Below are 26145 nucleotides of genomic sequence, written 5' to 3' on the forward strand. Positions count from 1 at the left end.
CCGCCCCCGAAGGTGAATCCATATTTGCTCTTACGATAACCCCAGGGTCAGCAGAAATTCGGGCAGAAAACGGGTAGAAATCGGGTAGATAGCTCATGTTCCCCCATCGAGCTGCCTCAAGCGATACCCCAACCCATGCACTGTTTCGATCAAATTTTCTGGCGCACCTGCCGATTTCAGCTTATTTCGCAAACATTTAACGTGCGATTTTACTGTTTCCTCAGCGGGAGGATTTTCCAGCGACCAGATGCGATCGATAATTCCAGTTCGGCTGAGCACCCGGCGACCGCTTGATATCAGCAGTTCCAGTAGTGCGAATTCCTTGGGCGTCAGGGCAATAAGCTGGCGATCGTAAAACACCTCATAGGTGCTGGGGTTGAGCTGAAGACTGCCCCAGATTAACTCCGTTGCCGCCGTCGCATTGCCCCGCCGCAGCAGTGCCCGCACTCGCGCCAGAAGTTCCTGTAAGTCAAACGGCTTGACCACATAATCATCTGCCCCTGCATCCAATCCGGTAATGCGATCGGCGATCGTATCTCGCGCAGTCAGCATCAGCACTGGCAGGGTTAAATGACGATCGCGCAGCCGCCGGCACAGGCGAATACCATCTAGCCTCGGCAGCGTCACATCCAGCACAAGTAAATCATAGGTCAGCGACTCCAGCCAATCCCAGGCAGACTCTCCATCCCGCGCCACATCCACCACATACTGAGCATCAGTCAAAGCCTCCGCTACGACTTCTGCTAGCTGAACATCATCTTCGACCACTAAAATTCGCATCGCCGCCTTCGCTTAATCCGGTTCGCCTCAATCTATCTCAATCTCTCAACTTATCTCAATCTTAGGCAATTCTGGAGCGATATGCTGAAGAGAAGGTAGGCGAGGAAGGGAAGCGTGGCAGAGCAGATCGACGATCGAGACGGAACAAAAGTTAACGTGAAACTCTTGCAGAGAAAACGAGCACTGGGAGCAGGTTTCGCTTCTGTGATTGTATTAATGGGATTCACGAACTGGACTTCCTATCAAAACGCCAAGCAGCTCATTGAAAGCACCAATCAATCCAAACAAACCTATGAAGTGATTAAAAGCCTTGCCAATATTTTTTCCACGATGACAGTTGCTGAATCCGGGCGACGCGGTTACGTTTTTCTCAGCGATCACGCTGAATATTTGCGGTATCAAGAAGCAGTTAAAGCAATCGTTCCAAAAATGCAGCTTCTTCAGCAGCAAATTGACACGAACAGTGAGCAAATTGCCCAATTTAACCAGCTTAAACAACTGCTCGATCGCCGCATCATTCTTCTGGAACAATCGATTCAGCTTCATCAGAAACAGCCGAACGATCGCACCACTCAAGCAGAAATTACAGAACAAAGCATTCAGCTTCGGGAGCAAATTGCATTGGTGATGAATCAGATGCAAGCTGAGGAAGAACAGCGTTTGCAGCAGTGGCTCAACCAATCCCAAACTAGCATTCGCAGCCGATATTTAATTGAGTTTTTGATTAGCCTTTCTAGCTTGGCTATCTTTCTTGGGTTTGCCCTGTTGCTCTATTACCAGTATGCCCAGCGGCAGCAAGCAGAAAAGCTGCGATCGACTCTGCTTCAGGAAAAGGAACTCAGCGAGTTAAAGGTGAAATTCTTTTCGATGGTGTCGCATGAGTTTCGCACTCCGCTCAGCGTAATTTTAGGCTCCGCCCAGCTTATGCGTGATAACGAAGCCTCGTGGACAAAAGAACGCCAGCAAAAAAATCTGGAGCGAATCCAATCTTCTGCCAAGCTGATGAAGCAAATGTTGTCCGACATTCTTACCCTGACCAGAGCCGAAGCAGGCAAACTGGAATTTAACCCGCAGCCGATCGATCTAGAAGCATTTTGCCTCAATTTAGTTGAAGAAATTCAGCTCTCAATGCGATCGTCTCATCCTGTTCAAATCATTAGCCAGGGCAGCCAGCGACACGTGCTTTTAGATGAGAAACTGCTGTATTCAATTCTGAGCAATTTGCTTTGCAATGCTATCAAATATTCCAGTTCTACTTCGCTCATTGAACTGCTGCTTGACTGTCAACCCGGACAAACTATTCTCCAAATCAAAGACAATGGATTGGGCATTGCCCCAGCCGATCGATCGCAAATCTTTGAGGCATTTTATCGAGGACAAAACAGCATCAGCGTGAGCGGTAGCGGGCTGGGATTAGCCGTGGTTAAGCAGTGCGTTGATCGGCATCAAGGCAACATTACGATCGACAGTATCGAAGACAAAGGAACTACCTTCACCGTCACCCTCCCCCACATTAGTGCGCGATCGGCCCACCCCCCAAACGCCTAACCATCTCCCTTCTTCATCCATCCTCATCTTTCCTACAGCCAGCTTAAACACCCTCCGCCCCAAACAACCTCATCTCTGCCCATCCCCTCGTGACACATATCACCCCCTCCACTGTGGCTTATCACATCCTCCGGCTCCCATTACCCTCTACAGTGGGTCGGTGTGAAGCAACTGCGGCTCTCCTGTTAAATGAGTGTGAATCTACCACGCCGCAGGCGTTGCCTTTCCGGGCAATCCAAAATTAGGGAAAAAGGGTCAGACTACCAACTTCTACCAGCTCAATTCGTTCACTTTGAGTGAACCTCAGTGTGTTCTGTGCGTGTGAAATAGCAAACAGGTTGAAACGACGAAGCATCCCTGTTGTGTCTGTTATTCATTGCGAGATCACCCGGTGCTGCTGCACCCAGATTTCTAGTCTCTGCTTCCGTCGAGAAGCGTGACGATCGCAATCTGCGCGGTGACTCCCACCATTAGAGGAGCTTTCATGTCGAATATCATCACCGTTACCAGCACTGCGAATAGTGGTGCAGGTTCACTGCGGGCAGCGATCGCTGCGGCACCTGCTGGAAGCACGATTCAATTTGCATCCAATCTAGCGGGACAAACGATTACGCTCACAAGCGGACAAATTGACGTCTCCCCTGGCAAAAACATCACGATCGATGGCAGCACTGCGCCAGGGTTAAAAATCAGTGGCAATAATGCCTCCCGCATATTCTGGGTGAACTCGAACCAAGACTTTCCCACCACCGTTTCCTTCAAAAATCTCAGCCTGATCAACGGTAAAACGAACGATCAGGGCGGTGCGATCAAGGGTGAACACAGGGCAAACATCAGCATCGACAAAGTTAGCTTTCAAAACAACGTTGCCAACAAAGGCGGCGGAGCCATCTACTCAGCCTGGGAAAACAATTTGACCGTCACCAATTCCCAGTTCGATCGCAACCAGGCAACTGCCGGAAATGACGAACGTGGTGCAGGGGCGATCGCCTTTCTCAGCCCGAGGAATTTCATCGTCCGAAACAGCAGTTTCACCAATAACCAGGGTATTAACGGCGGTGCAATCAACAGCCTCAATGGCAAACTGACGATCGAAAATTCGCGCTTTATCAACAACAGTACGCTGGCAGCCAACTTTGCAGCCGGACAGCAAAATCCGACTTTGCGCGGCTACGGCGGAGCCATCTACACCGATCGCGCCAGCAGCACCAGCGAGGCATCGGGCACGATTCGGATTGTGGGCAGCGTGTTTGAAGGCAACCAAGGCAAGGCAGAAGGCGGCGCAGCCTATCTGTACACCGGAACGCAGGATAACGTCATCATCGATCGCAGTACGTTCAAAGACAACGCAGTGCAGTCCCTTCCACAGGGCAATGGCGGCAACGGCGGCGGCGTGGTGGTGATGAGCAACGGTAACAACCGGGGACTTGCCATCAGCAATAGCTCGTTTGTCAACAACACAGCTTCCAGTCAGGGCGGCGGCTTGTGGATGATGGGCGCACCCGGCACGATTACGAACAGCACCTTCTCCGGCAACAAAACCACCGGAACCGACTACAACCGCGTGGGCGGCGCGATGACGCTGTATAGCAACACGGATATTATCAACACAACGATCGCCAACAACAAAGCAGGTTGGGTCGGGGGTGGCATTTCTGCACCGGATAATGCCCGTGTAACGGTGAAAAACACCATCTTTTCCAATAACACTGCCGACAACGGCACGAACAATTGGGGCATTCAGCAGCACACAAACCGCGTCCTGATTGACAATGGCGGCAATATTCAGTTTCCGCCCAAGCGCACCAACAACTGGAACGACTACAACGCAACTCCAAGCGTTCGACTGGTCGATCCAATGCTGGGATCGCTCCAGAATAACGGCGGCGGGATGCTCACCCACGCCCTACTGGCAGGAAGTCCCGCAATCAATAGCGGCATTGCCGCAGGCGCACCCACGACGGATGGACGCGGCTTTACGCGATCGGATGGACGGATTGACATCGGTGCATTTGAAGCAGGCGCAATGGCTCCAGGAAGCAGTACATCAGCAGTCAGTACATCAGGAGGCGGTACATCAGGGGAAAGCATGCCAGGAGGCGGTACATCAGGAGGCGGTATATCAGGGGAAAGCACATCAGGAAGCAATACCTTCAACGGAACGAGCGGCAACGATACGCTAGTGGGCAATGCCAGCAATAATGTGCTGATTGGCAACCTGGGCGCAGATACCCTCACCGGGGGAACCGGAGCCGATCGCTTTGTTTATGCAGGGGCATCGCAGCAGACAGCTTTCAGCCAGTCCCGTGTTGGCAGCCTCGATCGCATTACGGATTTCACCTTCGCTCAAGGCGATCGACTTCAGCTTGACTACGACAACAACCTGCAAACCGCCCAACTTCCACGCGGCGTGTTCAATGCCGGACGCAAAACGGGTAGCGACCTGACAGCCGCCGCTCAAGCAGCATTCCGCGACAAAAACCAGCTTGTTGGCGGAGACCAGGCATTGCAACCCAATGAAGCCGTCTTTTTCCAATGGGGCACACGCACTTATGTTGCCGCTAATGACGGTGTGGCAAGTTTTAGCAACAACGATCTTGTAGTCAACCTAACGGGAATTCAGATGGCAGGGCAAGATGCGACAGGCGGCAGGTTAACAACTGGCAATTATTTCGCTTGATTCTTGCCTTGAATGGGTTTGAGGGGTGGCTTGAGCAGTATCTCATGATTCAAACATTCTCTGAAATCCGCTCCCTTAATCTCCCGTTTGTGAATCGTTTGGAACCTAAAATTAACAGGTTCGTCCTCTAAACTTTAGGTACAAATCGATCGGTTTGAGGATTGTTTAGCAGATCACACTCATCCTTAAACCATTCACAAACTCATTGCTCAATTTCTCCCGACCACAGGGTTTATCACTTTTATCTACACTCTGCCCGTGACTGAGCGAAGCATCTAAACTCGGCTCAGTCACGGGCTTATCTATCTCTAGTGGGAGTGACAGGAACCTTGAAACAGCGGTATTTGTGGATTAGTCGTGCAAAGGAGAAAATCAGGTGGTCGCGATCGACTCGTCCCAGCTACAGCCCCTTTCTACTCAAGCTTTGATTTTAGAAAATGCAGAAATCAAGCTCGTGATCAGACCCGATTTGGGTGGACGAATTGATCAACTTCAGGATTTACAAACGGGTAAGAAATGGCTTTGGCATCCTGAAGAATACAATGCCAATAAGTCTCGATCGCTGGAAGTTGGAGCTTCCTTTGATCAGAACTGGACTGGCGGCTGGGATGAAGTGTTTCCCAATGACGCAGCAGGGGAATTTCAGGGGCGCAATTTGGTGGATCACGGTGAACTGTGGTCGCAGTCCTGGGAAGTGATCGAATCCACAAAACTGGGCGTGACGATGCGATACGTTTGCCAAACTGTCCCTGTGACCGTCACCAAAAATATTCGCATCAGTGCTTCTAAACCGAAAGCAGCGATCGTCTACACGCTGCAAAATCAGGTCGATGAAACGATTCCGTTTTTGCTAAAGCATCATGCCGCAATTGCGATCGAACCGGGTGACGAAATCATTTTGCCCGATTGCCTGATCGAACCTGTGACGCTCGACTTTAGCCGCATTATCGGTCAGCAACAGCAGACCCGCTTTCCCAAAGCACTCACCGCCGAAGGAACCGAAATCAATATCAAGCAGGTGCCACCCCGCTCTTCCCAACTCCAGGAATTTTTCTACAGTTCTCAATTGGCAGCGGGTCACTGCGGCATTCGCAGCATGAAGTCGAAGTCTGCTTTGGTCATGCGCTTTGACACGGCAGAATTTCCCTATGTCTGGATGTTTCAGAGCTTCGGTGGCTGGCACGATCACTATGTCGTTGTGGTTGAACCTTGCACTACCATGCCTTATGACCTGAATGTTGCCTGCGAAAACGGAACGATCGCCTACCTGCAACCCCAGGAAACCCAAACGCGATCGCTTATGATCACGCTCCAGCGCAGTTAGACTTTCAGAGCTAAAAACAAAGCTAAAGGCGGTTTTGACGATCCCTAATCGAAAACCGTCACAAAGCATAACATGATTTTAACGCGACTCGATCGGCTGGTATTAAATACGCTGCTGATCAAGGTTTTGGAATTATTAGGCGACTAAGTTGAGCGATCGATTTAGTAAAGCAATTAGGGATAAACAAAGAGACAAAGATCAGCGCGAGATACGGTTGTCATCAGTGAATGGCTCTCTGCGAATTGCGAATGATGAATAGCAATGACAGAGACAAATGATAAGGGACAAATAACCCTCTCATCGTCCCTGGTTTAATAAACTTGCGCGAATGCTGGGTATCGTTTCAATCAGAACAGCGATCGCATTGGTTTTTCCGAAGGGAGTTTGAGGAGAATCAGAAAGGCTACATTACCCCCTGAATTCCTAAGGAATGGGGAGCTTTGAAATCCTAAAGCAAGCCCGATGTCGAACTTCAAACCGAGATTCCGAACTTTAAACATAAAAAAGAGGAGCAATATTGCTCCCCTTATTGGCTGATATCAAATCCGCTTAAAGACCCTGAAGAAAAAACCAGGTGACGGGTCGGAGAATAGCCAATGAACCGGATTTGAGATGAACGGGATATACCATTACTAACGACTGGGCAGATAAGAAACTGGGTTAACCGTACCTTGTGCAAGATGGACTTCAAAATGAAGGTGCGGACCCGTGCTGTAACCCGTGCTGCCCATCTCACCAATTTGCTGACTCTGCCCAATCCTTTGTCCCGACCGAACCGAAATCCGATTCAGGTGAGCATAGCGAGTCATACTGCCGTCTGCATGGCGAATCTCGATCATGTTGCCGTAGCCGCCCGCATTCCAGCCAGCGAATTCGATCACGCCATCGGCAGCTGCGTAAATCGGGGTTCCGACATCAGCAGCAATATCAATTCCGCGATGCATTCTACCCCAACGCCAGCCATAACCAGAAGTCAGAAGCCCACGAGCAGGCCAGATAAAGCCGTCAAAGACTTCGCGCTGATTGGGCAGGAAGTTGTCTGCTCCAGGCAGCGGCGGCAGATCGGGTGAAACCATCCGTCCAGTTACGGGTCGCAGCAGTGGTTCATAATTTTCTGAGCCTAGCGGAGCGACCGCGACTACTTGCGACTGATTCGTTTCGGGTGCAGGAGCACTACCCCCTACCGCACTTTCATTGCGCCGCTGAAACTGAGGATTGACCGCCATTGAACCTGAGACCGTAGCGGCTGCGATCGTTGCAGGCTCAGCCGGTGCAGTGACAGTCTGAGCTGCCTGCACCTGGGGAGCGCCTGACGGATGCTGATGTTGCTGTCTCAAAGTGCGAATCTCAGCCAGCAAATTTTGCACAAACGGATTTGTCACGTTATCTGCTGCGTTGCTTTGCTGAGCAGGAGTGGCAGGCAGCATCAATTCGCTTCCGGCTGCGGGAGTCGCAGGCGTCGTGCTAATGGGTGCAGCCGCGACCTGCTGAGGCAGCATCAGGGTTGTAGCAGACGGCTCAGAAGCCACAGCAGTCGGAATTGTTGGAACAGTGACGGATTCAGCAGTCTGACTAGCCTCTATCCCCTGAACTGAGGAAATCTGAACGGGCGCAGCCGGGGTTTCTAACCGAGTTGGGAGCGGAGCCTCTGCTACCGACGGAGCCTTTGCTTCAAAGCTAGATTCTCTAGTAGGAACCTGAGGGCTGGCAACTTGATTGCCTGGAACCTGCAAGACCTGCCCCACAAAGATAAAATTTGGATTGCTGATGCGATTAGCGGAGATTAATAAGGATTGCGGAACGTTGTACGCCTCAGCAATTTCGGCAACCGTATCCCCAGGACCTACCCGGTAGGCAATTGCCCCCGATTCAGAAGAAAGCTGTGGAATTACCGTTTGCGGAATCGTCGGCTGCGTTACCGGAATCACTGGTGTCCGACGAAGAGCCAGCAGATTTTCGGGTATAGCAGGGGCAGCCGTGACCTGGCTAGTTGGAGTTACCCCGTTTTGGCTGGAGCGAATCCAGTCAGGTTCGGGCAACCACTCAGGAACGTTTTGCTGAGGAGCGATCGGGGCTGCCGCTTGTGAGACCTGGGGTTGAGAATCGGTTTGAGAATGTGCCTGAGGAACCGATGGAACGCTTGCTGATTCCTGCTCGATTTGGCGTTGGGAAGAACTGCTTTGAGCTGCTGGAGCCAGGTTAGGAGGCAGTTCGGCGATCGGGGCTTGCTGAAGTTTAGCAGGTGCTTCCTGAGAAGGCCCGACGCTCTGCTCGGCATTCTGCTCCGGGCGTAGCTCTAACAACTTACTTTGGAGCTGTTCACGCTGAACACGAAGGCGGCTGAGTGCCTGCTCCCGATCCAATTGAAGCGAATCAATGGCTGCCTTCTCACTTGCCGCACTATCCACGCTTGGCGAGGAGCTTGCTGGCGTCAGTTGGACATCTGACTGTACCGGAATCTTGAGTAGCTGTCCAACCTGGAGACCAGCACGAGTCGAAAGCTTATTTGCCTTCGCGATCGCCGCAACGGTCACTTGATACTCCCTGGCAATACCGATCAGCGTCTCGCCTGCAGCCACTTTGTGCTGAACTTCGGCAGCAGCGGAAGAAACAGCAGCGGTGTCTAAATTAGACGCTTCGGTCGCAGATGGACCAGTCGGCGCCGCTTGAGAAACCGGAGAAACACTGGCTTCTGTCCCGGCTGATTCTGCTGCTGCCGCACCATCACTTTGGCGGGGTATCACAAGACCCGTTGCACCCATCGAGAGGGCTAATCCGACCATGGCAGCAGAAGTGCGTGCCCGACGACGAACTCCCCTGGAACCTTGTTCCGTCTGACCTATTGCATTATCAACTGAACCAGAGGAGCTAACATTAGGCTTGACCTTCCGCAGATATGCTCGCTTCAAAAGAACGACCTCCTGTTGAGCAGCGTTTAAACTATCCTTCAGACCTTGTGGTCTTGCTTCGATATACCCAAATCAAATGCCCTGAAGTAGATGATCGATATCAAACAAGATTGAGACTTGGATCACCGACGAGGGACAGATGACTAGGTAAGATTACCCTGCTTTTTTGACTTAGACAAGCTTACATCAGATGAAAAAAATTTCAAGTGTTCATCGATCAAAAATGAAATGTTTATAAAAAACTCTTGCCTCATCAACGCTTAGCCCTATCACGATTGCTTGCTGTAACCGAGTTATTTCAGTCTTTGCAGGGGGTGATAGAAATCTTACCGGCATAGTCTATCCTACATCTGCGCGAATGGCATCAAAGAATCTGCTCTCATAGAGATCTTGATTTTGTCTGAAACAGGGGTTGCCATTGCCAAGATGTTTTTCTACAGTTGATGGTCAGTCCTAGAATACCCTATAGGCGAGCTTTTTCAGGCTCAGGCGATCGATTAGAAGTGAGTTGGGCAATTATTTGATATTGCTCAACCCTCACTTAGAAAAAAATTATTGCTGCTGGCAAAAAGTGCCCCAAAGCCTCTGAATTCGTAGGCTACAGACCCGATCCGGGGATAATACGAAACGAAAATTTTGGCAGGGATTGGCAGAAGTTGTAGCGAGTTTAACAGCTTTTCTCGCTTTGCCAAATTATTCCGTGAGTTATATAAATTTCTTATAAAAGAGGTGTTACTCTTCCGGGTAATAAGGCTATAAGGTTTTTGGCGCAGCAGTGTTGCTTATGGTAGCAGTGATGAAGAGAATCTCTAGCTAATGCATTACAGCGAAACTGGGAATAAACAGCGTTTTTTTGTATTTTTGCCTAAATTTCCCCTGCGATTTCCAGGAACAAATTAGACAGATGAAATAGAGGTTGCTGACGAACAGGACACGATAAACAAACACTTATCCACCTCTCCAACAGCCCCTCTATTCTGGAATAAATCAGAATTCCCCTGCAACTCCTAATTCTTTCAATCAAAAGTGACGCTTAGATAGAAATTTCAAATAATAGAAGGTAGCTTTCAATACAAAAAAATCGATTGCAATGAAATCTGCTGCGCGAATGCCTGCTCCCACCCTCAATTCTTCTCCATTGCGAAACAGTAGAGGAACTTTGAGCGTGGCTCTCCTTTGCTCCTCAAGGAAAACCCTGGGAGAAAAGGCTGGGAAATGGGGGAGTTTAATTCATGCAGGCGCATTGTGCAAATGCAAAATCAGCTCTAAACGCTTTAGAAAAACTCATTAGGCAAATGAACTAAGCCTGATTTCGTAGCCGAACCGCATTTTGCCCCTAATCTTTCCTCCTGCTCCTTATTATCTTTGTGCTGTCCTCTGGGTTGCTCCCTGTGCTGTCGTTGCATCACCAAAGCTCTTTTACCCTTCCTACCTAACCTAAGGGGATGCTCCAGATGGCGTGCCAGCCTGATACAGTGGTAGAGAAACCCCTTATCTGCTGTCATGACCCTGGTGCAAAGCAGTTCCCCCTTCGGAGCCGTTTCCCCTCTACGTCCACCCACCTACTTGGGGGATAGTTTCGCGATTACCTATGCTTCGTTGTCTTTAGAAGAGGTTTATCGGCTTGCCGATGACCCGGCAAATGGGGCAGTAGTACTTATGAGCGGCATGGTACGAGACAATACCGAAGGTCGGGCAGTAGTCGCGCTGGAGTATCAGGCATACGAGCCGATGGCGATCGAGATCTTCAAGCAAATCGCCCACCAAATCCGCCAGAGCTGGACAGACGTAACCCATGTGGTGATTCATCACCGGGTCGGACGCTTGACGATCGGCGAAATTAGCGTCTTAGTGGCTGTGGGCTGCCCGCACCGCACCGAAGCATTTGAGGCGTGTAAATATGCGATCGATACATTAAAGCACAATGCACCCATTTGGAAGAAGGAACACTGGGAAGACGGCTCCACGAGTTGGGTCAGCATTGGAGCTTGTGAGCCGTCTGGAGAGGGGTGCTGACCCGTTGATCAGTTCTGCAAGAATGACAGCGCGAAAATGGCAGCGTGAAAATGACAGTGCGAAAGATTTACGAGTCTTGCAATCTGAATAGAGCAATTACAAACTAATCGTCGTCATCTTCGTCATCTTCGTCATTCCGGTGACGGCTTCTTCTGTCCTCCTCGTCTTCGTCATTGTCTCTACGACTTCTTCTATCCCCATCGTAGTCTTCGTCATTATCGCGTTGACTTCTTCTGCTTTGATTGTCCTCGTCATCGCTGTCTTCGTTGTCGTCGCGTCGATTTCTTCTGTTTTCGTCGTAATCTTCCTCGGAATATTCATCATCACTACGACGACCTCTTTTCCTATCCTCGTCTTCCTCTTGTCTTGCTCCCGGTACAGCATTCCTTAGCGCATCATTAATTTTGTCGAAGTTAAACATTGATTTTCTCCCAATGAAGGCTTGATTGTCGCTTCAAACCAAAACCCTATGAACTGCGATCGTCCAAAAACGCGCTGTAGCATTTACGAGATCTGAACGATACAGTTGATCATTACCCGCTGCTCGATCGAGCAGTGAGTAACCGAGAGTATAGTCAAACCGTCGGTGGTGGTACTTCAACCTTAAGTGCGATGTTAAGCAGCAACCTTTTTGGTTTCTGAAGAATTGCAGCGATGGAACGCTAGTGTAAGTTTAATCCGGGTGCGTCATTATAGGAGCAGGGCATTTCCTACGAGGGGCGTGCGATAGACGTTGGTGATCAGCCTGTATGAATCAGTATTTTGCAACGGTGGCGCGGGGTTTGGAATCGCTTGCTACCCAGGAATTAGAGCAGCTAGGGGCACATTCGGTGGAGCCTAAGTTTTGTGGGGCTGCGTTTGAGGGCGATCGTGCCTTGCTGTATCGGGTTAATCTTTGGGCGAGGCTGCCGTTTCGGATTCTGATGAAGCTGCGGGAGTTTCCCTGTCAAAATGCCGAAGATCTTTATCAAGGAATTCAGAAAATTGACTGGTCTGTTTATCTCACGCCTGATTTAACGCTAGCCGTCACCGCAACGGGTAAAACAACTCAGCTCAACCACACCCACTTCACTGCGCTTCAGGTAAAAAACGCGATCGTCGATCAGCAGCAAGAGCAGTTCGGCGATCGATCGAATGTGGAGCTGCAAGACCCTGATGTGCGGATTAATGTGCATCTCGATCGCGATTCCTGCACGGTCAGCCTGGACAGTTCGGGCAACAGTTTGCATCGTCGGGGCTATCGTCCTGCGGTGGGGGTGGCTCCTTTAAAGGAATCGTTGGCAGCGGCGTTGATTCAGCTTTCGGGCTGGCAGCCGGAGCAGATGTTTTATGATCCGCTTTGTGGGTCTGGTACGTTGCCGCTAGAAGCCTGTCTTAAATCGCTCAACATTGCGCCTGGGCTCTTTCGGGAGCGGTTTGGGTTTGAAACCTGGCTCGACTTTGACTTGGATTTATTAGAAAGCCTGGTTGAGGATGCGGAGTCGAGTCAACGTGAGAAAGTGGCCGCGCCGATTTGGGGAAGCGATCGGGATGAAACGGTGATCGAACAGGCGATGGTCAATGCCCGAAACTGTGGTGTCTCAGATCAGGTCTGGTTTTCGCGGATGGATTTGTCTGAGGTGGAGCCTCCGACCGATAGCGGGGTATTGTTTTGCAATCCGCCCTACGGGGAGCGATTGGGCAGAGACAGCGACCTGGGAGCCTTTTATCGTCAGCTTGGCGACGTTTTGAAACAGCGGTTTAAAGGCTGGACAGCGTTTGTTTTAAGTGGCAATAAGGAGCTGGCGCAGTCGATCGGGCTAAAGTCAAGCCAGCGATTTGCAGTTTATAACGGGACTTTGCCCTGTCAGTTGATGAAGTATGAGCTGTACTAGGGTGGGTTTTAGCTGCTTTAGATCCCGCTAGCCCCCTTTTAATCAGGAAGGAGATGAGGGAATGCAGGGGGAGCGAACCGGGTTCTAGCTATGCTTCTCAGAGTCTTTAGAGCCTGTCTTCGCGATCGGAGTCTCTCTTCTGACACACCACTTACTTTTGCCCGGATCGCTATCATAGGTAAGGTCATTTCTGGACATCGCTGTTTTGGCTCGATCGAATCCTGCTGCTCTCTCGTCTGGTTCCGTTTACGCAATTTTGGCGTATGCGTCCTGGGGACTGCTGCCGATCTACTGGAAACTGTTTGGCTCTACGCCGCCTGTTGAGGTGTTAAGCCATCGCATTGTTTGGTCGATGCTGTTTTTAACAGGGGTTTTGCTGCTGCAACAGCGGCGATCGGAACTGCGACAGCTCTGGCAAACGCCAAAGTCGATCGTGCTTTTGCTGACAACGGCAATGCTGCTGTCGTTTAACTGGGGGCTTTATATTTACGGGGTAAACACCGATCGGGTCGTCGAAACCAGCCTTGGCTATTTTATTAATCCCCTGGTAAGCGTGTCGCTGGGATTTCTCTTTCTAAAAGAGCGGCTGCACCGGGGACAGAAATTGGCGGTGCTGCTAGCAGCGATCGGCGTAGCATATTTTATGTGGCAGTTTGGTCAGGTTCCCTGGATTGCCCTGCTGCTGGCGTTGTCTTTTGCATTTTATGGGCTGCTGCGAAAGATTGTTCCGGTTGCGCCGATGGTCGGGTTAGCGGTCGAAACGCTTTTGGTCACGCCCGTTGCGCTGCTGATCATTGGCTGGGAGTCGTTTACCGGAGTGAGTCATCTGGGCAACGATCGGCTGATTACGCTGCTGTTTATCGGCTCTGGGGTTATGACTTCAATGCCGCTGCTGTGGTTTAACAATGCTGCTAAACGATTGCGGCTTTCCACACTAGGATTTTTTCAATATCTCGCGCCCTCGCTTCAGCTGCTTTTAGGTGTTTTTCTGTATCGAGAACCCTTTACCCAGACTCATGCCATTACCTTTAGCTGTATCTGGACGGCGATCGCGCTCTATCTCTACAGCTCTACAGAAAAAGGCGTTACAGGAAAAGCAGGCACTCGCTTAACGCCAGACCCAGCAGCGAAAAAACCATAACGGAAAAAATGAGGTAGTCAACAATGGAACTGTGATTGGCTTGCAGCATGATGGTTTGTGTGATTCATCGTGCTTTTAAGCTAAATCCTCATCGTTCTCGATCGCCTCTCTCAGAAGTGAAAAAGCCATTCTCGATCGTATCTTCCTGATTAGCGAGCTAGAATTGCTAATTTTTTGAATTCGCCACCGATTGAAGTAGGTCGATCGAGTGATTCTATCGGATTTGGTTGGGTAGGATTGAACGCTGCTAATGCGAAACTAAGTTGGCTTGCGGAATCGATTGAGCAAAAAAGGATTACTCATTTTGGTAGGTTCTTTGCGTCCTTGCAGCAGTGTCCACATTACCCCCGTTACGATGCCATCGTTCCTGAGATTATGCCGCTGCTGAAACTGAATTACGGCTTCTTGCGTGGCGGCGTCAAAGTGACCAGAGCGATCGACCGCATAGCCGTTGATCTGTAAAAGTCCCTGAAGCTCTGCCACATCTTCGCCTACCAGCCCCTGTTTCAACACACGCGTTCCAGGCTGCACCGTTGACCTCAGCACGTTCCAGGTTTCTCGACCAACAATGCCATCGGTCCGAATGCCTTGTTTTCGCTGAAATGCCTTCACCAGCATCTCGGTTTTCCAGCCAAAGTCTCCATCGACCCGCAGTGAATAGCCGTGCGCCCGCAGCAAATCCTGCATTTCAGCCACAGCCGGACCAACATCCCAGGGATAGAGAACAGGGTTTTGTGAAAATTGAGACGATCGAGGAGAAGCAGAGTATTCAGGAGACATTTTGGGAGCGGGTGAAACGGCTGGCGCAAAATTCTCTACACCACCAGTCTATAACGACCAATTTCTAACGGAACAGCGATTGGACTGTCGCCCTTCAAAGAGGCTTCCTGCTGATCAACAAAATCGAGTTTTAAAAGAGTGATTTGAATTCGATCGCAAGAATCGGGTAGAACGCTGCTCCGCCTCTGCTTTAGCCTGAAAACACACTTTAGCCTGAAAATACAGTCGAAAAGGGAGCGATCGGATGCTGCAAAAACAAATGGGAGTTCGAGAATGGGGCTTGCTCATCACGCTTTCCGTTTTGTGGGGTGGCTCATTTCTGTTCATCAAACTTGCGCTCACGGAATTGCCTCCTTTCACGATCGTCTTTAGTCGGGTCAGCTTGGCTGCGATCGTACTCACTTTTTGGGTCTGGATATCAGGTCAACCCCTGCTCCACTCCCTGCAACAGTGGCAGGAATTTTTGGTGATGGGCGCGTTGAATAATTTGATTCCTTTTAGCCTGATCGCTTGGGGACAAACGCAGATTAACAGCAGCTTGGCCGCCATTTTGAACGCTACCACTCCGATTTTTGCCGTGATTCTGGCTCATTGGCTGACTCAAGACGAACGATTAACCCCCGATCGCTTTGCTGGAACGGTTCTAGGCTTGGGGGGTGTGGTTGTCTTGATGAGTCCTCAGGCATTGTCTCAGTTTAATTTGACCAATCTTGCTCAGTTGGCCATTTTGGGGGCGGCTTGCTCCTACGGATTGGCAGGTATTTACGGCAAGCGGTTTCGATCGCTTTCCCCTCCGGTTGCTGCCGCTGGAATGCTAATTGGCACAAGCGTGATGATGCTGCCTCTGGTTCTGATCATCGATCGCCCCTGGACACTCGCTCCGGATTCGATCGCCGTATTCTCGATTCTGGGATTGTCGCTATTGAGTACGGCACTGGCTTACTTGATTTACTTTCAACTGCTTGCAACCGCTGGAGCAACAAATTTATTGCTGGTGACGTTTTTGATTCCGATTAGTGCGTTAGTTTTAGGTGTTTTAGTCTTAAAAGAACAGGTGCAATGGACAGAGGTGATCGGAATGGGGCTAATTTTCCTGGGACTGATTGCCATCGACGGTCGATTTCAGCTCAGGCGACAGCGCTCGGCTTGAGTCAGACTGTTCATCTTCAGTTAAACATTACAACGTTTTTCACTCCTGTAAGGTACGGGGGGTGTGGGGGCTTCGCCCCCACGCAGGGGCACAGCCCCTGAACCCCATTTCTTGTACTTCAATCGCCTGAACAAGGCTGTAGTTAAACATTGAGCAATGATGCAGCGATCGATTCTCTCAGAAGAAATCCTTTGGCAGGCAGTTTTGCAGCGAGATCCGGCGTTTGAAGGGCTTGTTTTTTATGGAGTCAGCTCCACCGGAATTTACTGTCGTCCGACCTGTTCCAGCCGGAAGCCTCAGCGCGATCGGGTCTGCTTTTTTGACTCGGCAGCAGCGGCAGAAGCAGCAGGTTATCGACCCTGTAAACGCTGTGTTCCTCAGGAAGCGATTGCTCCCGATGCGAATGTGGCAAAAGTTTTAGCCGTCTGCCGCTATCTCGAAACTCAGGTTGACTCCATTCCCACCCTTGCAGAATTAGGTCACACGACCGCCATGAGTCCAACTCACTTACAACGCACTTTCAAGCAAATCGTTGGCGTCACTCCGTTTCAATATGCGGATGCGCTGCGGATAGAACGATTAAAACAGCACCTTCGCCAGGGAGAAACGATCGCCGATGCCCTTTATGAAACCGGATATGGCGCAAGTAGCCGCCTGTACGAAAAAGCCCCCAAACAGCTCGGCATGACTCCTGCAACTTATCAACGCGCTGGCGAGGGGAAACAGATTCGCTATGCCATCATGCAATTACCCCCTTGGGGAACTACGAAGCAACCGTCCTTTGGCTGGCTGCTAGTGGCGGCAACGCAGCAGGGACTTTGCAGTGTGCGGCTGGGTGAAACTGCGCTGGAACTGGAACAGGAACTCCAGCAGGAATTTAAAGCGGCTCAGCTCCAGCCCGACGATCCTGAGCTTCAGCAGTGGGTGCAGCATTTGCTGGATTATCTGGGCGGGGTTCAAGCTTTGCCTGCCTTGCCGATCGATGTTCAGGCGACTGCCTTTCAAATCCGAGTATGGGAGGCACTGAGAGCCATTCCCCTCGGAACGACCGCCAGCTACAGCGATATTGCCCAGCAAATCGGACAGCCTAAATCCGTCCGGGCAGTGGCGCGAGCTTGTGCCAGCAATCCGATCGCGCTGGTGATTCCCTGTCATCGGGTGATCCAGAAAGGCGGCGGTTTGAGCGGCTATCGCTGGGGAATTGATCGCAAGCAAGAACTGCTTAGCTTAGAAAAACAACTGGCTGCCCCAGAAAAGACGGATTCAGATCAAGCAGAGGGCTGAACGATCGCCCGACATTCACCAAAGCCAATTCTGGTGTAACCTTCCCGCTGACAAAATCCGCGCAGGATAATTTCGTCTCCGTCTGCCAGAAAAGCGCGGGTTTCTCCGGCAGGGAGTGTAATTAACTGGGTGCCGCGCTGGGTTAGCTCCAGTAAACAGCCCTGAGAACCCGGATTGGCATTGGAAACGGTTCCGCTTGCCAGCAAATCTCCCGATCGCAAATTGCAGCCGTTGCTAGCGTGATGGGTCAGCATTTGGGCGATCGTCCAGTACATCTGGCTAAACGATCCCTGGCTGAGGCGAACCGGAGCAACACCGTCTGATTGCATTTGCTCGGTGCGGAGCCAGACTTCGAGCGTGATTTCAAAGCCGCCCGATCGCTGGTCGGTTTCTGAGTGCAAATAGGGCAAGGGCTGGGGGTCGTCGTTCGATCGCTGAAACGCAGGACAACGAAACGGGGCAAGGGCTTCGAGCGTCACAATCCAGGGGGAAATTGTGGTGGCAAAGTTTTTGGCAAGAAAGGGGCCAAGCGGCTGATATTCCCAAGCTTGCAGGTCTCGCGCTGACCAGTCGTTCACTAAGCAGAGTCCAAAAATGTGTTGTTCTGCCTGATCGATCGCAATCGGCTGCCCGATCGCATTTCCGGTTCCCACAAAACAGCCGACTTCTAGTTCATAGTCCAGCATTCGCGCAGGGGCAAATTCTGGGATAGACGCATCCGGCGGTTTTCGCTGACCCTGAGGACGACGAATTGACATTCCACTCGGCACGATCGAAGACGCTCGACCATGATAGGCGATCGGCACATATTTATAGTTGGGCAGCAGCGGATTATCGGGACGAAACAGCTTGCCCACGTTGGTCGCATGGAAAATCGAGGCGTAAAAGTCGGTATAGTCGCCAATTTCCGCAGGCAGCCGCAGTTCGGCATCGGTCATTGCTACCAAAACATCGGCTTCTGGCGGAAATTGCTCAGCATCAAGGCGCAGCAGTTGACTGACAGCCGATCGCAGCAGCGAAACAGGCTCGGAACCTAATGCCATGAGCGAATTCAATCGAGTTGCAGTACAGGCATCTTTAAGCGGTTCCGGTAAATGATCAAACAGCCCCAGCTTAATACAATTTGTGAGGTCTAAAATTCGATCGCCGATCGCAATTCCAATTCGGGCAGATTCTCCATTTCCACCTTTATGAAACACGCCAAACGGTAAGTTTTGAATCGGAAAGTCGCTGTCTGAGGAATTGGCAGATTCAACCCAGCTTTTTAAGGACGGATCGTGAGTTTCGTTTAAGTGAGTTTGTTTCAATGAGAAGGTCATAGCGATCGAAGGTAGAAATGGAGAGATGGGGAATAAGAAGTAAATTCGACTGTTTATTTTAGAGGGAATTGAGAGCCGGAATGAATTGAGAGCTGAAATCGATTAAGAGCTTCTTTGCTGTGATTGCTTGGGGAGAATTTGTGAGGAAGATGGGTAGAAAGTTAGGTAACAAAAGAGAAGTTAGGAGATGATTAAATTTAGCTTTTTCAAGTCGTTGATCGGTTCTTGGAATGAGCAGGAACCAAAGGAACGGAAGAAGCGTTGTCTTGACTTTTGAATTTCGCTTAAATCAAGCTGACGTTTCTCTCGATCATTGTTCCAAATCAATTTATCATTTTCAAATTGAAGAGTGTCTGAAAGAGCATCTGAAAAGGAATTGATTTCTAATAGTTGAATGACCTCCTCTTGATCGATCGCCTGGCTGTAGGCAAAGGCAGCGGCAACTGCGACATTCACAAATCCGTGCATTCGGGCAGTCGGGCTATCGGGTTCGTAGGTTAGACGGTACGTGCCAGGAAAAGGATGATGCAGTCCCGCCGTCGCTTTGAAAGGAACGTTGGCTTGGGCACAGGCACAAATCCACCCGGCAAGCTGTTTACTGATCGGAAAAGCGGCTTCTGTCAGGCCTCCAGTGCGAACTTTAGCGGATGCAGCAGTTCCTTGCAGAACAGCGATCGAGTCTGTGAAAGACGAATCAAGCGGAATCTCAAAAAATGCGTCGAGGTCTGGCGGCAGTTGATTGATCAGGGCAGAAATTTCGCTGGGCGATCGCGGAGTGAATTCGAGGGCGGCAATTTTGACGGAAGGGGAAGCGTTTTTTAGGGTGAGCCGATCGGTTTGCAGCGCAAAAGCCTGCTCCACTTCTTCGAGATTCTTGACCACCAGGCTGAGCGACCACTGGGATAGGGGCAATTCGGGAACGATCGCATAAAGTTCTTCCAGGCGGGCAGCAGGCAGCACAAAACGAGACAGCATCCAGCGATCGGGGGTAGCAGCACTTTGAGCGTAGCGTTGCATTGACGATCGCAGATCAAGTTTCGCTGGCGGAAAAAGCCCAGCATAATCAACGATCGCGCTCACCAATGTTTTCAGCGATGCCAGCATTATTGATTTTGCTTATGTTCAGGGATGAATTGCAATTTTCATAAAGCGATCGAATCAATCAGACGATCACTAGAATCGATTACGAGATTCATCTGATGATATTGTTCATCTATAGTTAATCGCTCTTTGGGTGCATCTGTGATCCCCCTGGGGAAGGAGGTTAAGCCAGCCCCCCTTGTTGCCAAAATAGAGACAGGAGTGTTATGAACGACTAGTTTTTGATTACCGATCGAGCATCTACGGATAGCTGAAATTGCTGGCTGAGATTGATTACTAAAATCGTTCACAAAAAGAGACTGCTTGAGAATATTTCTAGAAAAATTTTATTTCTAATATTAGAAATAATACAATAGACTTTCAGCTAGTTTTATCAATTCGCTGTTGCTAAACCACGAGGCGAATTTATGATTTGAATTGTTCTAGAGCTGCCTCAGTTCTCAAATTTTAATTTCTCATCTAGGTTATTGGTTTTCATCCTATTAATCTAGAGCTTCTACTTTAATTACTTTGATTCATTCTGCTAAATTTTCGGTTTAGGCCCATACAGCTCAGGTACACCTAGTTTAGGTACATTAGGTACATATAGTTTAGATACATATAGTTCAGGCAGGAGTATAGACGAACTTACAAATTCTGAAATCGGATTTTGTTGCTCTAAAGATTAGTTTGCAATTCAAGATAGTTTTCAATTCAGGGTAGTCGTAGAAGTAACAGGAGTATTCCCATGAGCAGCCCTTCCATTCAGCGATTTGATCATCTGGAATTTTACGTGGGGAACGCTAAGCAAGCGGCACGTTTTTATTCCAGCAGGTTTGGGTTTGTAAATACTGCCTATCGCGGGCTGGAGACTGGCAGCCGGGAAGTTGCTTCCTATGTCATGGAGCAGGGCACCATTCGGTTTATTTTGAGCAGTGGCTTAAAGGCTGGTCATGTGGTTTCTCAGGGCGTAATGCGGCACGGCGATCATGCTGCTGTGATTGGGCTGGAAGTTTTAGATGCGGCAGCGGCATATGACATCACAACCTCACGGGGAGCGATCGGGGCGATCGAGCCAACAGAAGCAGAAGATAGTTACGGAGTCTTTCGCTATGCTGCAATTCATGCCTACGGGGATATCCTGATCAAGTTTGTTGATCGCAGCGACTATGCAGGCGGATTTGCACCTGGATTTGCACCCTGTGAGTCCATGCAGTTCAACCGATCGGGGGCAGGCTTAAAGGCGATCGATCATATTGTAGGCAACGTGGAACTGGGGCAGCTTGAGCAGTGGGTGCAGTTCTTTGCGAAAACAATGGGCTTTGAGATGCTGGTTCACTTCGATGATCAGGCAATCTCGACCGAGTATTCGGCATTAACATCGAGCGTGATGCAGGACAGCACAGGCACGATTAAGTTTCCAATCAATGAGCCTGCCAACGGCAAACGCAAGTCGCAGATCGAAGAATTTCTGGAGTTCAATCAGGGGGCAGGAATTCAGCATATTGCCCTCGCTACGGACGACATTATCGAGACGGTGAGCCAGCTTCAAAAGTCAGGCGTAGAGTTTTTGCAGGTTCCCGCAACTTATTACGACAACCTGGAACAGCGCGTGGGCAAAATTAATGAACCGATCGATGAACTGGCACAGTTAGGGATATTAGTCGATCGCGATCGAGAAGGCTATTTGCTGCAAATTTTCACCCAAACGCTGCAAGACCGTCCGACGCTGTTTTTTGAAATTATCCAGCGGCGCAAAGCACGGGGATTTGGCGAAGGCAATTTCAAATCTCTGTTTGAGGCGATCGAGCGAGAGCAGGCATTGAGAGGAAATTTATAGAGCTAGGGCTTTACCTAGGGCTTTACAGCGGCAAATCAGCAAGCGGCGGAGGCAGTCTACACCATGACCTATTACTACAAGCTCGGACAAATTCCGCACAAACGCCACACCCAGTTTCACCAGCCGGATGGGTCGCTGTACCATGAGGAGCTGATCAGCACACAGGGTTTCTCTGGCATTCAGTCTTTGCTGTATCACCGCTATCCACCCACGCAGGTTTACAAAGTTCTGGAGCAGCGGTCTATTGAGGTTTCCTATCAGTCGGAAGCCCTGCATCACCATCATTTGCGAACGATCGACTTATCTGCCGGGGGAGATGCGATCGAGTCACGCCTGCCTTTAATGGGCAATCAGGACATCGCAATTTCGATCGCCCGTCCAACCGCGCCGATGGCTTACTGGTATCGGTTTGCTCATGGGGATGAGGTAATTTTTATCCATGACGGCACAGGTGTTTTAGAAAGTCAGTTTGGCTCTTTGCCGTATCGATCGGGCGATTATCTGGTGATTCCGAGCGGCGTACTGTGGCGGATTTTGCCGGATAGGGACGTGGAACAGCGGATGCTGGTGATTGAAACCTATGGACACCTGGAGCCACCGCATCGCTACCTCAACCGCTACGGCCAGTTTCTTGAACACGCTCCCTATAGCGAACGCGATATTCGTCCGCCGGAGACGCTGATCGTCCACGATAACGAAGGCGAATTTGAAGTGCGGGTCAAAGCCAGAGGACACCTCACCCGCTATTTGTATCACCGTCACCCGATCGACGTGGTGGGCTGGGACGGTCATTTGTATCCCTACGCGCTCAACATCGCCGACTTTGAACCGATTACCGGACGCATCCATCAGCCGCCGCCTGTGCATCAAACCTTTGCCGCGCCTGGATTTGTCATCTGCTCGTTTGTGCCGCGTCTGGTAGACTATCACCCGCTTGCCATTCCTGCCCCCTACAATCACTCCAACGTTGATTCTGACGAAGTGCTGTACTATGTCGAGGGCAATTTTATTTCGCGCAAAGGTATCGATCGCGGCTCGCTGACGCTGCATCCGGGCGGCATTCCCCACGGTCCCCATCCGGGCACGTATGAAGGATCGATCGGTAAACAAGAAACGAATGAATATGCCGTGATGATTGATACGTTTCGTCCGCTGCGGCTAACCGAGGTTGCTGCCCAATTAGAAGATCAAAACTATTTCTATAGCTGGGTGAATGCGTAGGATGCATTTGCGCAGCGTAGCGCATCATTCTGACTGAAACTCACAAAATTGAATCTGTTACGGCTTCGCCTAATCGATCCTACAAAATTCAATTCTTCTCTCAAAATTTTACAGATAAAGAATCATTCAACATCAGCTTGGAAAGGACGTTAATATGACCTCCACCATATCTAAACCCAATTCGCTGACGATCTCCGATCGCATTCAAACCCGTCTTCAGCAAGGAGAACTGTCTGCCGCACAAGTTGAGGATTTTCAGCAGTTTCTCGTGAAAGTCGATCGAATGCTGCATCATCGGATTATCCTGAACAATCCCTATACGCGCTGGTTTCAACGAGGTGAAGCGACCGATGCAGAATTAAAGAATTTTATTCAGCAGTTCTCTGTTTTTTCAAATCAGTTTTTAATTGCTGCGCTGCAAAAAATTATCAATGCTCAAACCCTGCAACAGTCGCGATCGAGCCGAGAAATTCTCTTGAATGAATTGGGCGTGATTTATCGCAAACTCGATGCAAAAGTGACCGCTTCTGACTTAAGCGACGAAGAAAAAGATCGGCAGGGCGATCCAGAATTGGTCAGCATTGAGGGAACCGTAGACGGGGGAATTTGTCGCTTTAAGGCTGCTCATTTCGAGTGGCTCACTGATGTAGCTGCGGGCGTTGGACTTACCTTTGAAGACATCGGCAAACGCAAGCACGGTAGCCCTTCGACGCTGCATTTTTGCGATGAGCTGATTCGGCTCTATGGCAGCGATGACCCCAACCTTGCCGAAGGAGCCAGCTTTGCGGTAGAAAACTGGGCAGCTGCCGGATTCTGGCAGGAACTCGAAGACGGGCTTTCTCGCATCAAACAAAGTCGCCATTCGCAGCTTCGGCTTGCTTTCTTTACCTGGCACAATCGCGTCGAAGGACAACATGCCGGACACACGCTCGAAGAACTGGAAGAAGTTTATTTCCAGCCCAATTTCGATCGCGCTAAATTTTTGCAGGGTGGCGCAGAAATTCTAGAAGCAATTGCTGTCTTCTGGGAAGGACTCGATCGCGATCGGCATCAGCCAGATCAACTGGATTGTTTGCTGCAAACGACAGGAGCAGATCGGCAATGAATCTGTCGCTTGAGCAGCTGATTGACTGCGGCATTGACAAAACGGCGGCGGCACAAATCCTGGCTCGGCTGCGAAACGAGTTTGCAGACCTTTCCCCGGTAGACTGCTGGCAGCGGCTTACCCAGGATGTCCTCACGTCAAATCTGCCCTTTGCGCTGCATCGACTGCTGTATCAAACAATTTTTGCCGACCGTGATTTTGCACCTGCCTGGATACCCTCTCAGACTGAAATTGAGTCTGCAAACCTTACGGCTCTGATGCATGAACTGGGAATTAATTCCTATGCTGATTTACATCAGTGGAGTAGCCAGAATCGATCGCAGTTCTGGGAACGAATGATTCAACGGCTCAACATCCGGTTTCAGAAGCCCTATGAGCAAATTGCAAATCTAGCGCAGATAGAACATCCTGAATGGTTCGCTGATGCGCGGCTGAATATTGCTGAAAGCTGTTTTCAAGCATCTGAGAATCAAATTGCGATCGTTTTTCAATCTGAAGAGGAGGAATGGCGACACATTTGGACTTACGGCAAACTGAATACGACCAGTAATCAAGTGGCGAATGGTCTGGTGAATGCTGGATTTAAGCCCGGAGATCCGATCGCCGTCGCTTTGCCCATGACCGCAGAGTCGGTCGCAATTTATCTGGGAATTATTAAAGCCGGATGCGTTGTGGTCTCGATCGCCGATAGCTTTGCCCCGGCTGAAATTGCAGCCCGGCTACGAATCGCCAAAGCAAAAGCGATTTTTACTCAGGATGAAGTGCTGCGCGGCGGCAAACGGCTGCCCCTCTACGCCAAGGTCATGGAGGCGGATGCACCCAGGGCGATCGTTTTGTGTCGTCGCGAATGTTTTTTAACAATGCGTCCAGACGATTTGAACTGGGCGCAATTTATCAGCCGCGATGGAAAATTTGAGGCGATCGCCGTTTCGCCCTCTGCCCCCACGAATATTCTTTTCTCTTCGGGAACGACCGGAGAACCGAAAGCCATTGCCTGGACGCACACAACTCCGATCAAGTGCGCGGTAGACGGACATTTGCATCACGATATTCATCCCGGCGATGGGGTTGCCTGGTCTACCAATTTGGGCTGGATGATGGGACCGTGGCTCATTTATGCCACCCTGATTAACCGAGCGACGATCGCCCTTTACGATGGCGCACCTACTACACGAGCTTACGGACAGTTTATTCAGGCGGCAGGCGTGACGATGCTGGGAACCGTTCCCAGTTTGGTGAACGCCTGGAAAACCACAAACTGCATGGCAGGCTTAGACTGGAGCGCAATCAAAACCTTTAGTTCAACCGGAGAATGCTCCAATCCCGACGATATGCTGTATCTGATGTCGCTGGCTGGCTATAAACCGATCGTCGAATACTGCGGCGGCACGGAGATTGGCGGCGGCTACATCACTGGAACTGTCATTCAGCCCTGTATTCCCGCAACCTTCACCACACCTGCACTTGGCTTAGATTTTGTTATTCTGGATGAATGCGATAGTCCATCTTCACAGGGTGAAGCATTTATTATTCCACCGTCGATCGGATTATCCACCGAGCTATTAAATAAAGATCATCATCAAGTTTACTTTGCCGATATCCCCACCGTTCCCGGAATGGATGTTCCTTTAAGACGGCACGGCGATCGCATTGAGCGGCTTTCAAACGGCTATTATCGCGCCCACGGTCGCAGCGACGATACCATGAACTTAGGCGGTATCAAAGTTAGCTCTGCCGAAATCGAGCGGGTTTTGACTCAACCCGAAGCCGTTGCTGAAGTTGCCGCGATCGCCGTAGCCCCTGCCGATGGCGGGCCCTGCCAGCTTGTGATTTACGCCGTAGTCGCGCCCGGAGTTACCCTGAGTGCGATTGACCTAAAATCCCTGCTGCAAGCCACCCTGCGCCAACAGCTCAATCCGCTATTCAAAATTCATGATGTTGTCATCGTCGATGCTCTCCCCCGCACCGCTTCTCAAAAAATTATGCGGCGAGTCATGCGCGATCGATACCGATTATCCCATCCTGTGCTCGACCCTTCCTCACCCCAAACCGTTTCCCCTTCTGAAACCCTGACCCCTCGCCCTTAAACATTAT

19 protein-coding genes are annotated in these 26145 nt (G+C 50.3%); 13 read left to right on the top strand and 6 right to left on the bottom strand.

The features are described from left to right. Positions 1-93: 93 nt before the first annotated feature. Positions 94-780 (bottom strand): response regulator transcription factor, encoded by a 687-nt coding sequence (locus NDA02_RS00690; RefSeq protein WP_190791720.1) that lies wholly within the window; start codon positions 778-780, stop codon positions 94-96. A gap of 114 nt (positions 781-894) precedes the next feature. Here NDA02_RS00690 and NDA02_RS00695 point away from each other — a divergent pair, with 114 nt between their 5' ends. The 4 genes from NDA02_RS00695 (at position 895) to NDA02_RS00710 (ending at position 6332) form a co-directional block, all read left to right on the top strand. Next, positions 895-2328, top strand: a complete 1434-nt coding sequence (locus NDA02_RS00695) for an ATP-binding protein (RefSeq protein WP_199296520.1) — start codon at positions 895-897, stop codon at positions 2326-2328. Positions 2329-2417: 89 nt separating this feature from the next. Continuing rightward, on the top strand, positions 2418-2573 hold the full coding sequence (locus tag NDA02_RS00700) for a hypothetical protein (protein WP_190791721.1): 156 nt from the start codon (positions 2418-2420) through the stop codon (positions 2571-2573). Positions 2574-2812: 239 nt separating this feature from the next. Then, positions 2813-5008 carry a choice-of-anchor Q domain-containing protein gene (locus NDA02_RS00705; RefSeq protein ID WP_190791722.1) on the top strand — a complete coding sequence of 732 codons (2196 nt, stop codon included), beginning with the start codon at positions 2813-2815 and terminating at the stop codon, positions 5006-5008. A 376-nt stretch (positions 5009-5384) separates the two neighbouring features. After that, a complete protein-coding gene (locus NDA02_RS00710) occupies positions 5385-6332 on the top strand; it encodes a DUF4432 family protein (RefSeq protein ID WP_190791723.1) in 948 nt (315 codons plus the stop codon). Positions 6333-6964: 632 nt separating this feature from the next. On the opposite strand, the gene NDA02_RS00715 is transcribed toward NDA02_RS00710, so the two are convergent. Further along, the gene (locus NDA02_RS00715) at positions 6965-9241 is read right to left on the bottom strand and encodes a peptidoglycan DD-metalloendopeptidase family protein (RefSeq protein WP_190791724.1); all 2277 of its coding nucleotides are present in this window, start codon (positions 9239-9241) and stop codon (positions 6965-6967) included. A gap of 1503 nt (positions 9242-10744) precedes the next feature. Here NDA02_RS00715 and NDA02_RS00720 point away from each other — a divergent pair. Beyond that, the gene (locus NDA02_RS00720) at positions 10745-11257 is read left to right on the top strand and encodes a molybdenum cofactor biosynthesis protein MoaE (protein WP_190791725.1); all 513 of its coding nucleotides are present in this window, start codon (positions 10745-10747) and stop codon (positions 11255-11257) included. Positions 11258-11360: 103 nt separating this feature from the next. Here NDA02_RS00720 and NDA02_RS00725 read toward each other — a convergent pair whose 3' ends face one another. Further along, entirely contained in the window at positions 11361-11678 is a 318-nt protein-coding gene (locus tag NDA02_RS00725) for a hypothetical protein (RefSeq protein ID WP_190791726.1), read from the bottom strand. 328 nt (positions 11679-12006) lie between these two features. On the opposite strand from NDA02_RS00725, the gene NDA02_RS00730 reads away from it, so the two are divergent. Together NDA02_RS00730 and rarD are read left to right on the top strand one after the other, a co-directional pair. After that, positions 12007-13131: a THUMP domain-containing protein gene (locus NDA02_RS00730; protein WP_190791727.1), complete on the top strand. Its 1125-nt coding sequence runs from the start codon at positions 12007-12009 to the stop codon at positions 13129-13131. A gap of 205 nt (positions 13132-13336) precedes the next feature. Next, the gene (gene rarD, locus NDA02_RS00735; RefSeq protein WP_199296521.1) at positions 13337-14272 is read left to right on the top strand and encodes an EamA family transporter RarD; all 936 of its coding nucleotides are present in this window, start codon (positions 13337-13339) and stop codon (positions 14270-14272) included. A 258-nt stretch (positions 14273-14530) separates the two neighbouring features. Here the strand turns inward: rarD and NDA02_RS00740 are convergent, their stop codons facing one another. Further along, positions 14531-15052, bottom strand: a complete 522-nt coding sequence (locus NDA02_RS00740; protein WP_348254264.1) for a peptidoglycan-binding protein — start codon at positions 15050-15052, stop codon at positions 14531-14533. A gap of 244 nt (positions 15053-15296) precedes the next feature. Here NDA02_RS00740 and NDA02_RS00745 point away from each other — a divergent pair, with 244 nt between their 5' ends. Continuing rightward, complete coding sequence (locus tag NDA02_RS00745; protein WP_348254266.1) at positions 15297-16202, top strand: DMT family transporter; 906 nt, start codon at positions 15297-15299, stop codon at positions 16200-16202. A 156-nt stretch (positions 16203-16358) separates the two neighbouring features. Further along, a complete protein-coding gene (gene ada / locus NDA02_RS00750; RefSeq protein ID WP_348254268.1) occupies positions 16359-17486 on the top strand; it encodes a bifunctional DNA-binding transcriptional regulator/O6-methylguanine-DNA methyltransferase Ada in 1128 nt (375 codons plus the stop codon). On the opposite strand, the gene fahA is transcribed toward ada, so the two are convergent. After that, a complete protein-coding gene (gene fahA / locus NDA02_RS00755; protein WP_190790146.1) occupies positions 17471-18805 on the bottom strand; it encodes a fumarylacetoacetase in 1335 nt (444 codons plus the stop codon). The two genes, ada and fahA, sit on opposite strands and share 16 nt — an antisense overlap. Positions 18806-18985: 180 nt before the next feature. Further along, positions 18986-19909, bottom strand: a complete 924-nt coding sequence (locus NDA02_RS00760) for a hypothetical protein (RefSeq protein ID WP_190790147.1) — start codon at positions 19907-19909, stop codon at positions 18986-18988. A 724-nt stretch (positions 19910-20633) separates the two neighbouring features. Here NDA02_RS00760 and hppD point away from each other — a divergent pair. From hppD to NDA02_RS00780, 4 genes are all read left to right on the top strand, one after another. Next, complete coding sequence (gene hppD / locus NDA02_RS00765; protein ID WP_348254270.1) at positions 20634-21725, top strand: 4-hydroxyphenylpyruvate dioxygenase; 1092 nt, start codon at positions 20634-20636, stop codon at positions 21723-21725. Between the two features lie 63 nt (positions 21726-21788). Next, positions 21789-22946, top strand: a complete 1158-nt coding sequence (locus NDA02_RS00770) for a homogentisate 1,2-dioxygenase (protein WP_190791459.1) — start codon at positions 21789-21791, stop codon at positions 22944-22946. A 154-nt stretch (positions 22947-23100) separates the two neighbouring features. Beyond that, positions 23101-24051 (top strand): hypothetical protein, encoded by a 951-nt coding sequence (locus NDA02_RS00775; RefSeq protein ID WP_190791460.1) that lies wholly within the window; start codon positions 23101-23103, stop codon positions 24049-24051. Continuing rightward, positions 24048-26138 (top strand): AMP-binding protein, encoded by a 2091-nt coding sequence (locus NDA02_RS00780; RefSeq protein WP_190791461.1) that lies wholly within the window; start codon positions 24048-24050, stop codon positions 26136-26138. The genes NDA02_RS00775 and NDA02_RS00780 overlap by 4 nt, the downstream gene beginning before the upstream one ends. The last annotated feature ends 7 nt before the right edge of the window (positions 26139-26145 follow it).

The sequence above is a fragment of the Leptolyngbya sp. ST-U4 genome (genome assembly GCF_039962215.1).
Lineage (GTDB): Bacteria > Cyanobacteriota > Cyanobacteriia > Elainellales > Elainellaceae > Leptolyngbya_A.

Coding starts and splice junctions, on each gene's coding strand:
- hppD (WP_348254270.1), top strand. CDS start 20,634: ATGAGCAGCCCTTCCATTCAGCGATTTGATCATCTGGAATTTTACGTG.
- NDA02_RS00760 (WP_190790147.1), bottom strand. CDS start 19,909: ATGCTGGCATCGCTGAAAACATTGGTGAGCGCGATCGTTGATTATGCT.
- NDA02_RS00705 (WP_190791722.1), top strand. CDS start 2,813: ATGTCGAATATCATCACCGTTACCAGCACTGCGAATAGTGGTGCAGGT.
- NDA02_RS00730 (WP_190791727.1), top strand. CDS start 12,007: ATGAATCAGTATTTTGCAACGGTGGCGCGGGGTTTGGAATCGCTTGCT.
- NDA02_RS00720 (WP_190791725.1), top strand. CDS start 10,745: ATGACCCTGGTGCAAAGCAGTTCCCCCTTCGGAGCCGTTTCCCCTCTA.
- ada (WP_348254268.1), top strand. CDS start 16,359: ATGATGCAGCGATCGATTCTCTCAGAAGAAATCCTTTGGCAGGCAGTT.
- NDA02_RS00770 (WP_190791459.1), top strand. CDS start 21,789: ATGACCTATTACTACAAGCTCGGACAAATTCCGCACAAACGCCACACC.
- NDA02_RS00740 (WP_348254264.1), bottom strand. CDS start 15,052: ATGTCTCCTGAATACTCTGCTTCTCCTCGATCGTCTCAATTTTCACAA.
- fahA (WP_190790146.1), bottom strand. CDS start 18,805: ATGACCTTCTCATTGAAACAAACTCACTTAAACGAAACTCACGATCCG.
- NDA02_RS00690 (WP_190791720.1), bottom strand. CDS start 780: ATGCGAATTTTAGTGGTCGAAGATGATGTTCAGCTAGCAGAAGTCGTA.
- NDA02_RS00780 (WP_190791461.1), top strand. CDS start 24,048: ATGAATCTGTCGCTTGAGCAGCTGATTGACTGCGGCATTGACAAAACG.
- NDA02_RS00725 (WP_190791726.1), bottom strand. CDS start 11,678: ATGTTTAACTTCGACAAAATTAATGATGCGCTAAGGAATGCTGTACCG.
- NDA02_RS00775 (WP_190791460.1), top strand. CDS start 23,101: ATGACCTCCACCATATCTAAACCCAATTCGCTGACGATCTCCGATCGC.
- NDA02_RS00745 (WP_348254266.1), top strand. CDS start 15,297: ATGCTGCAAAAACAAATGGGAGTTCGAGAATGGGGCTTGCTCATCACG.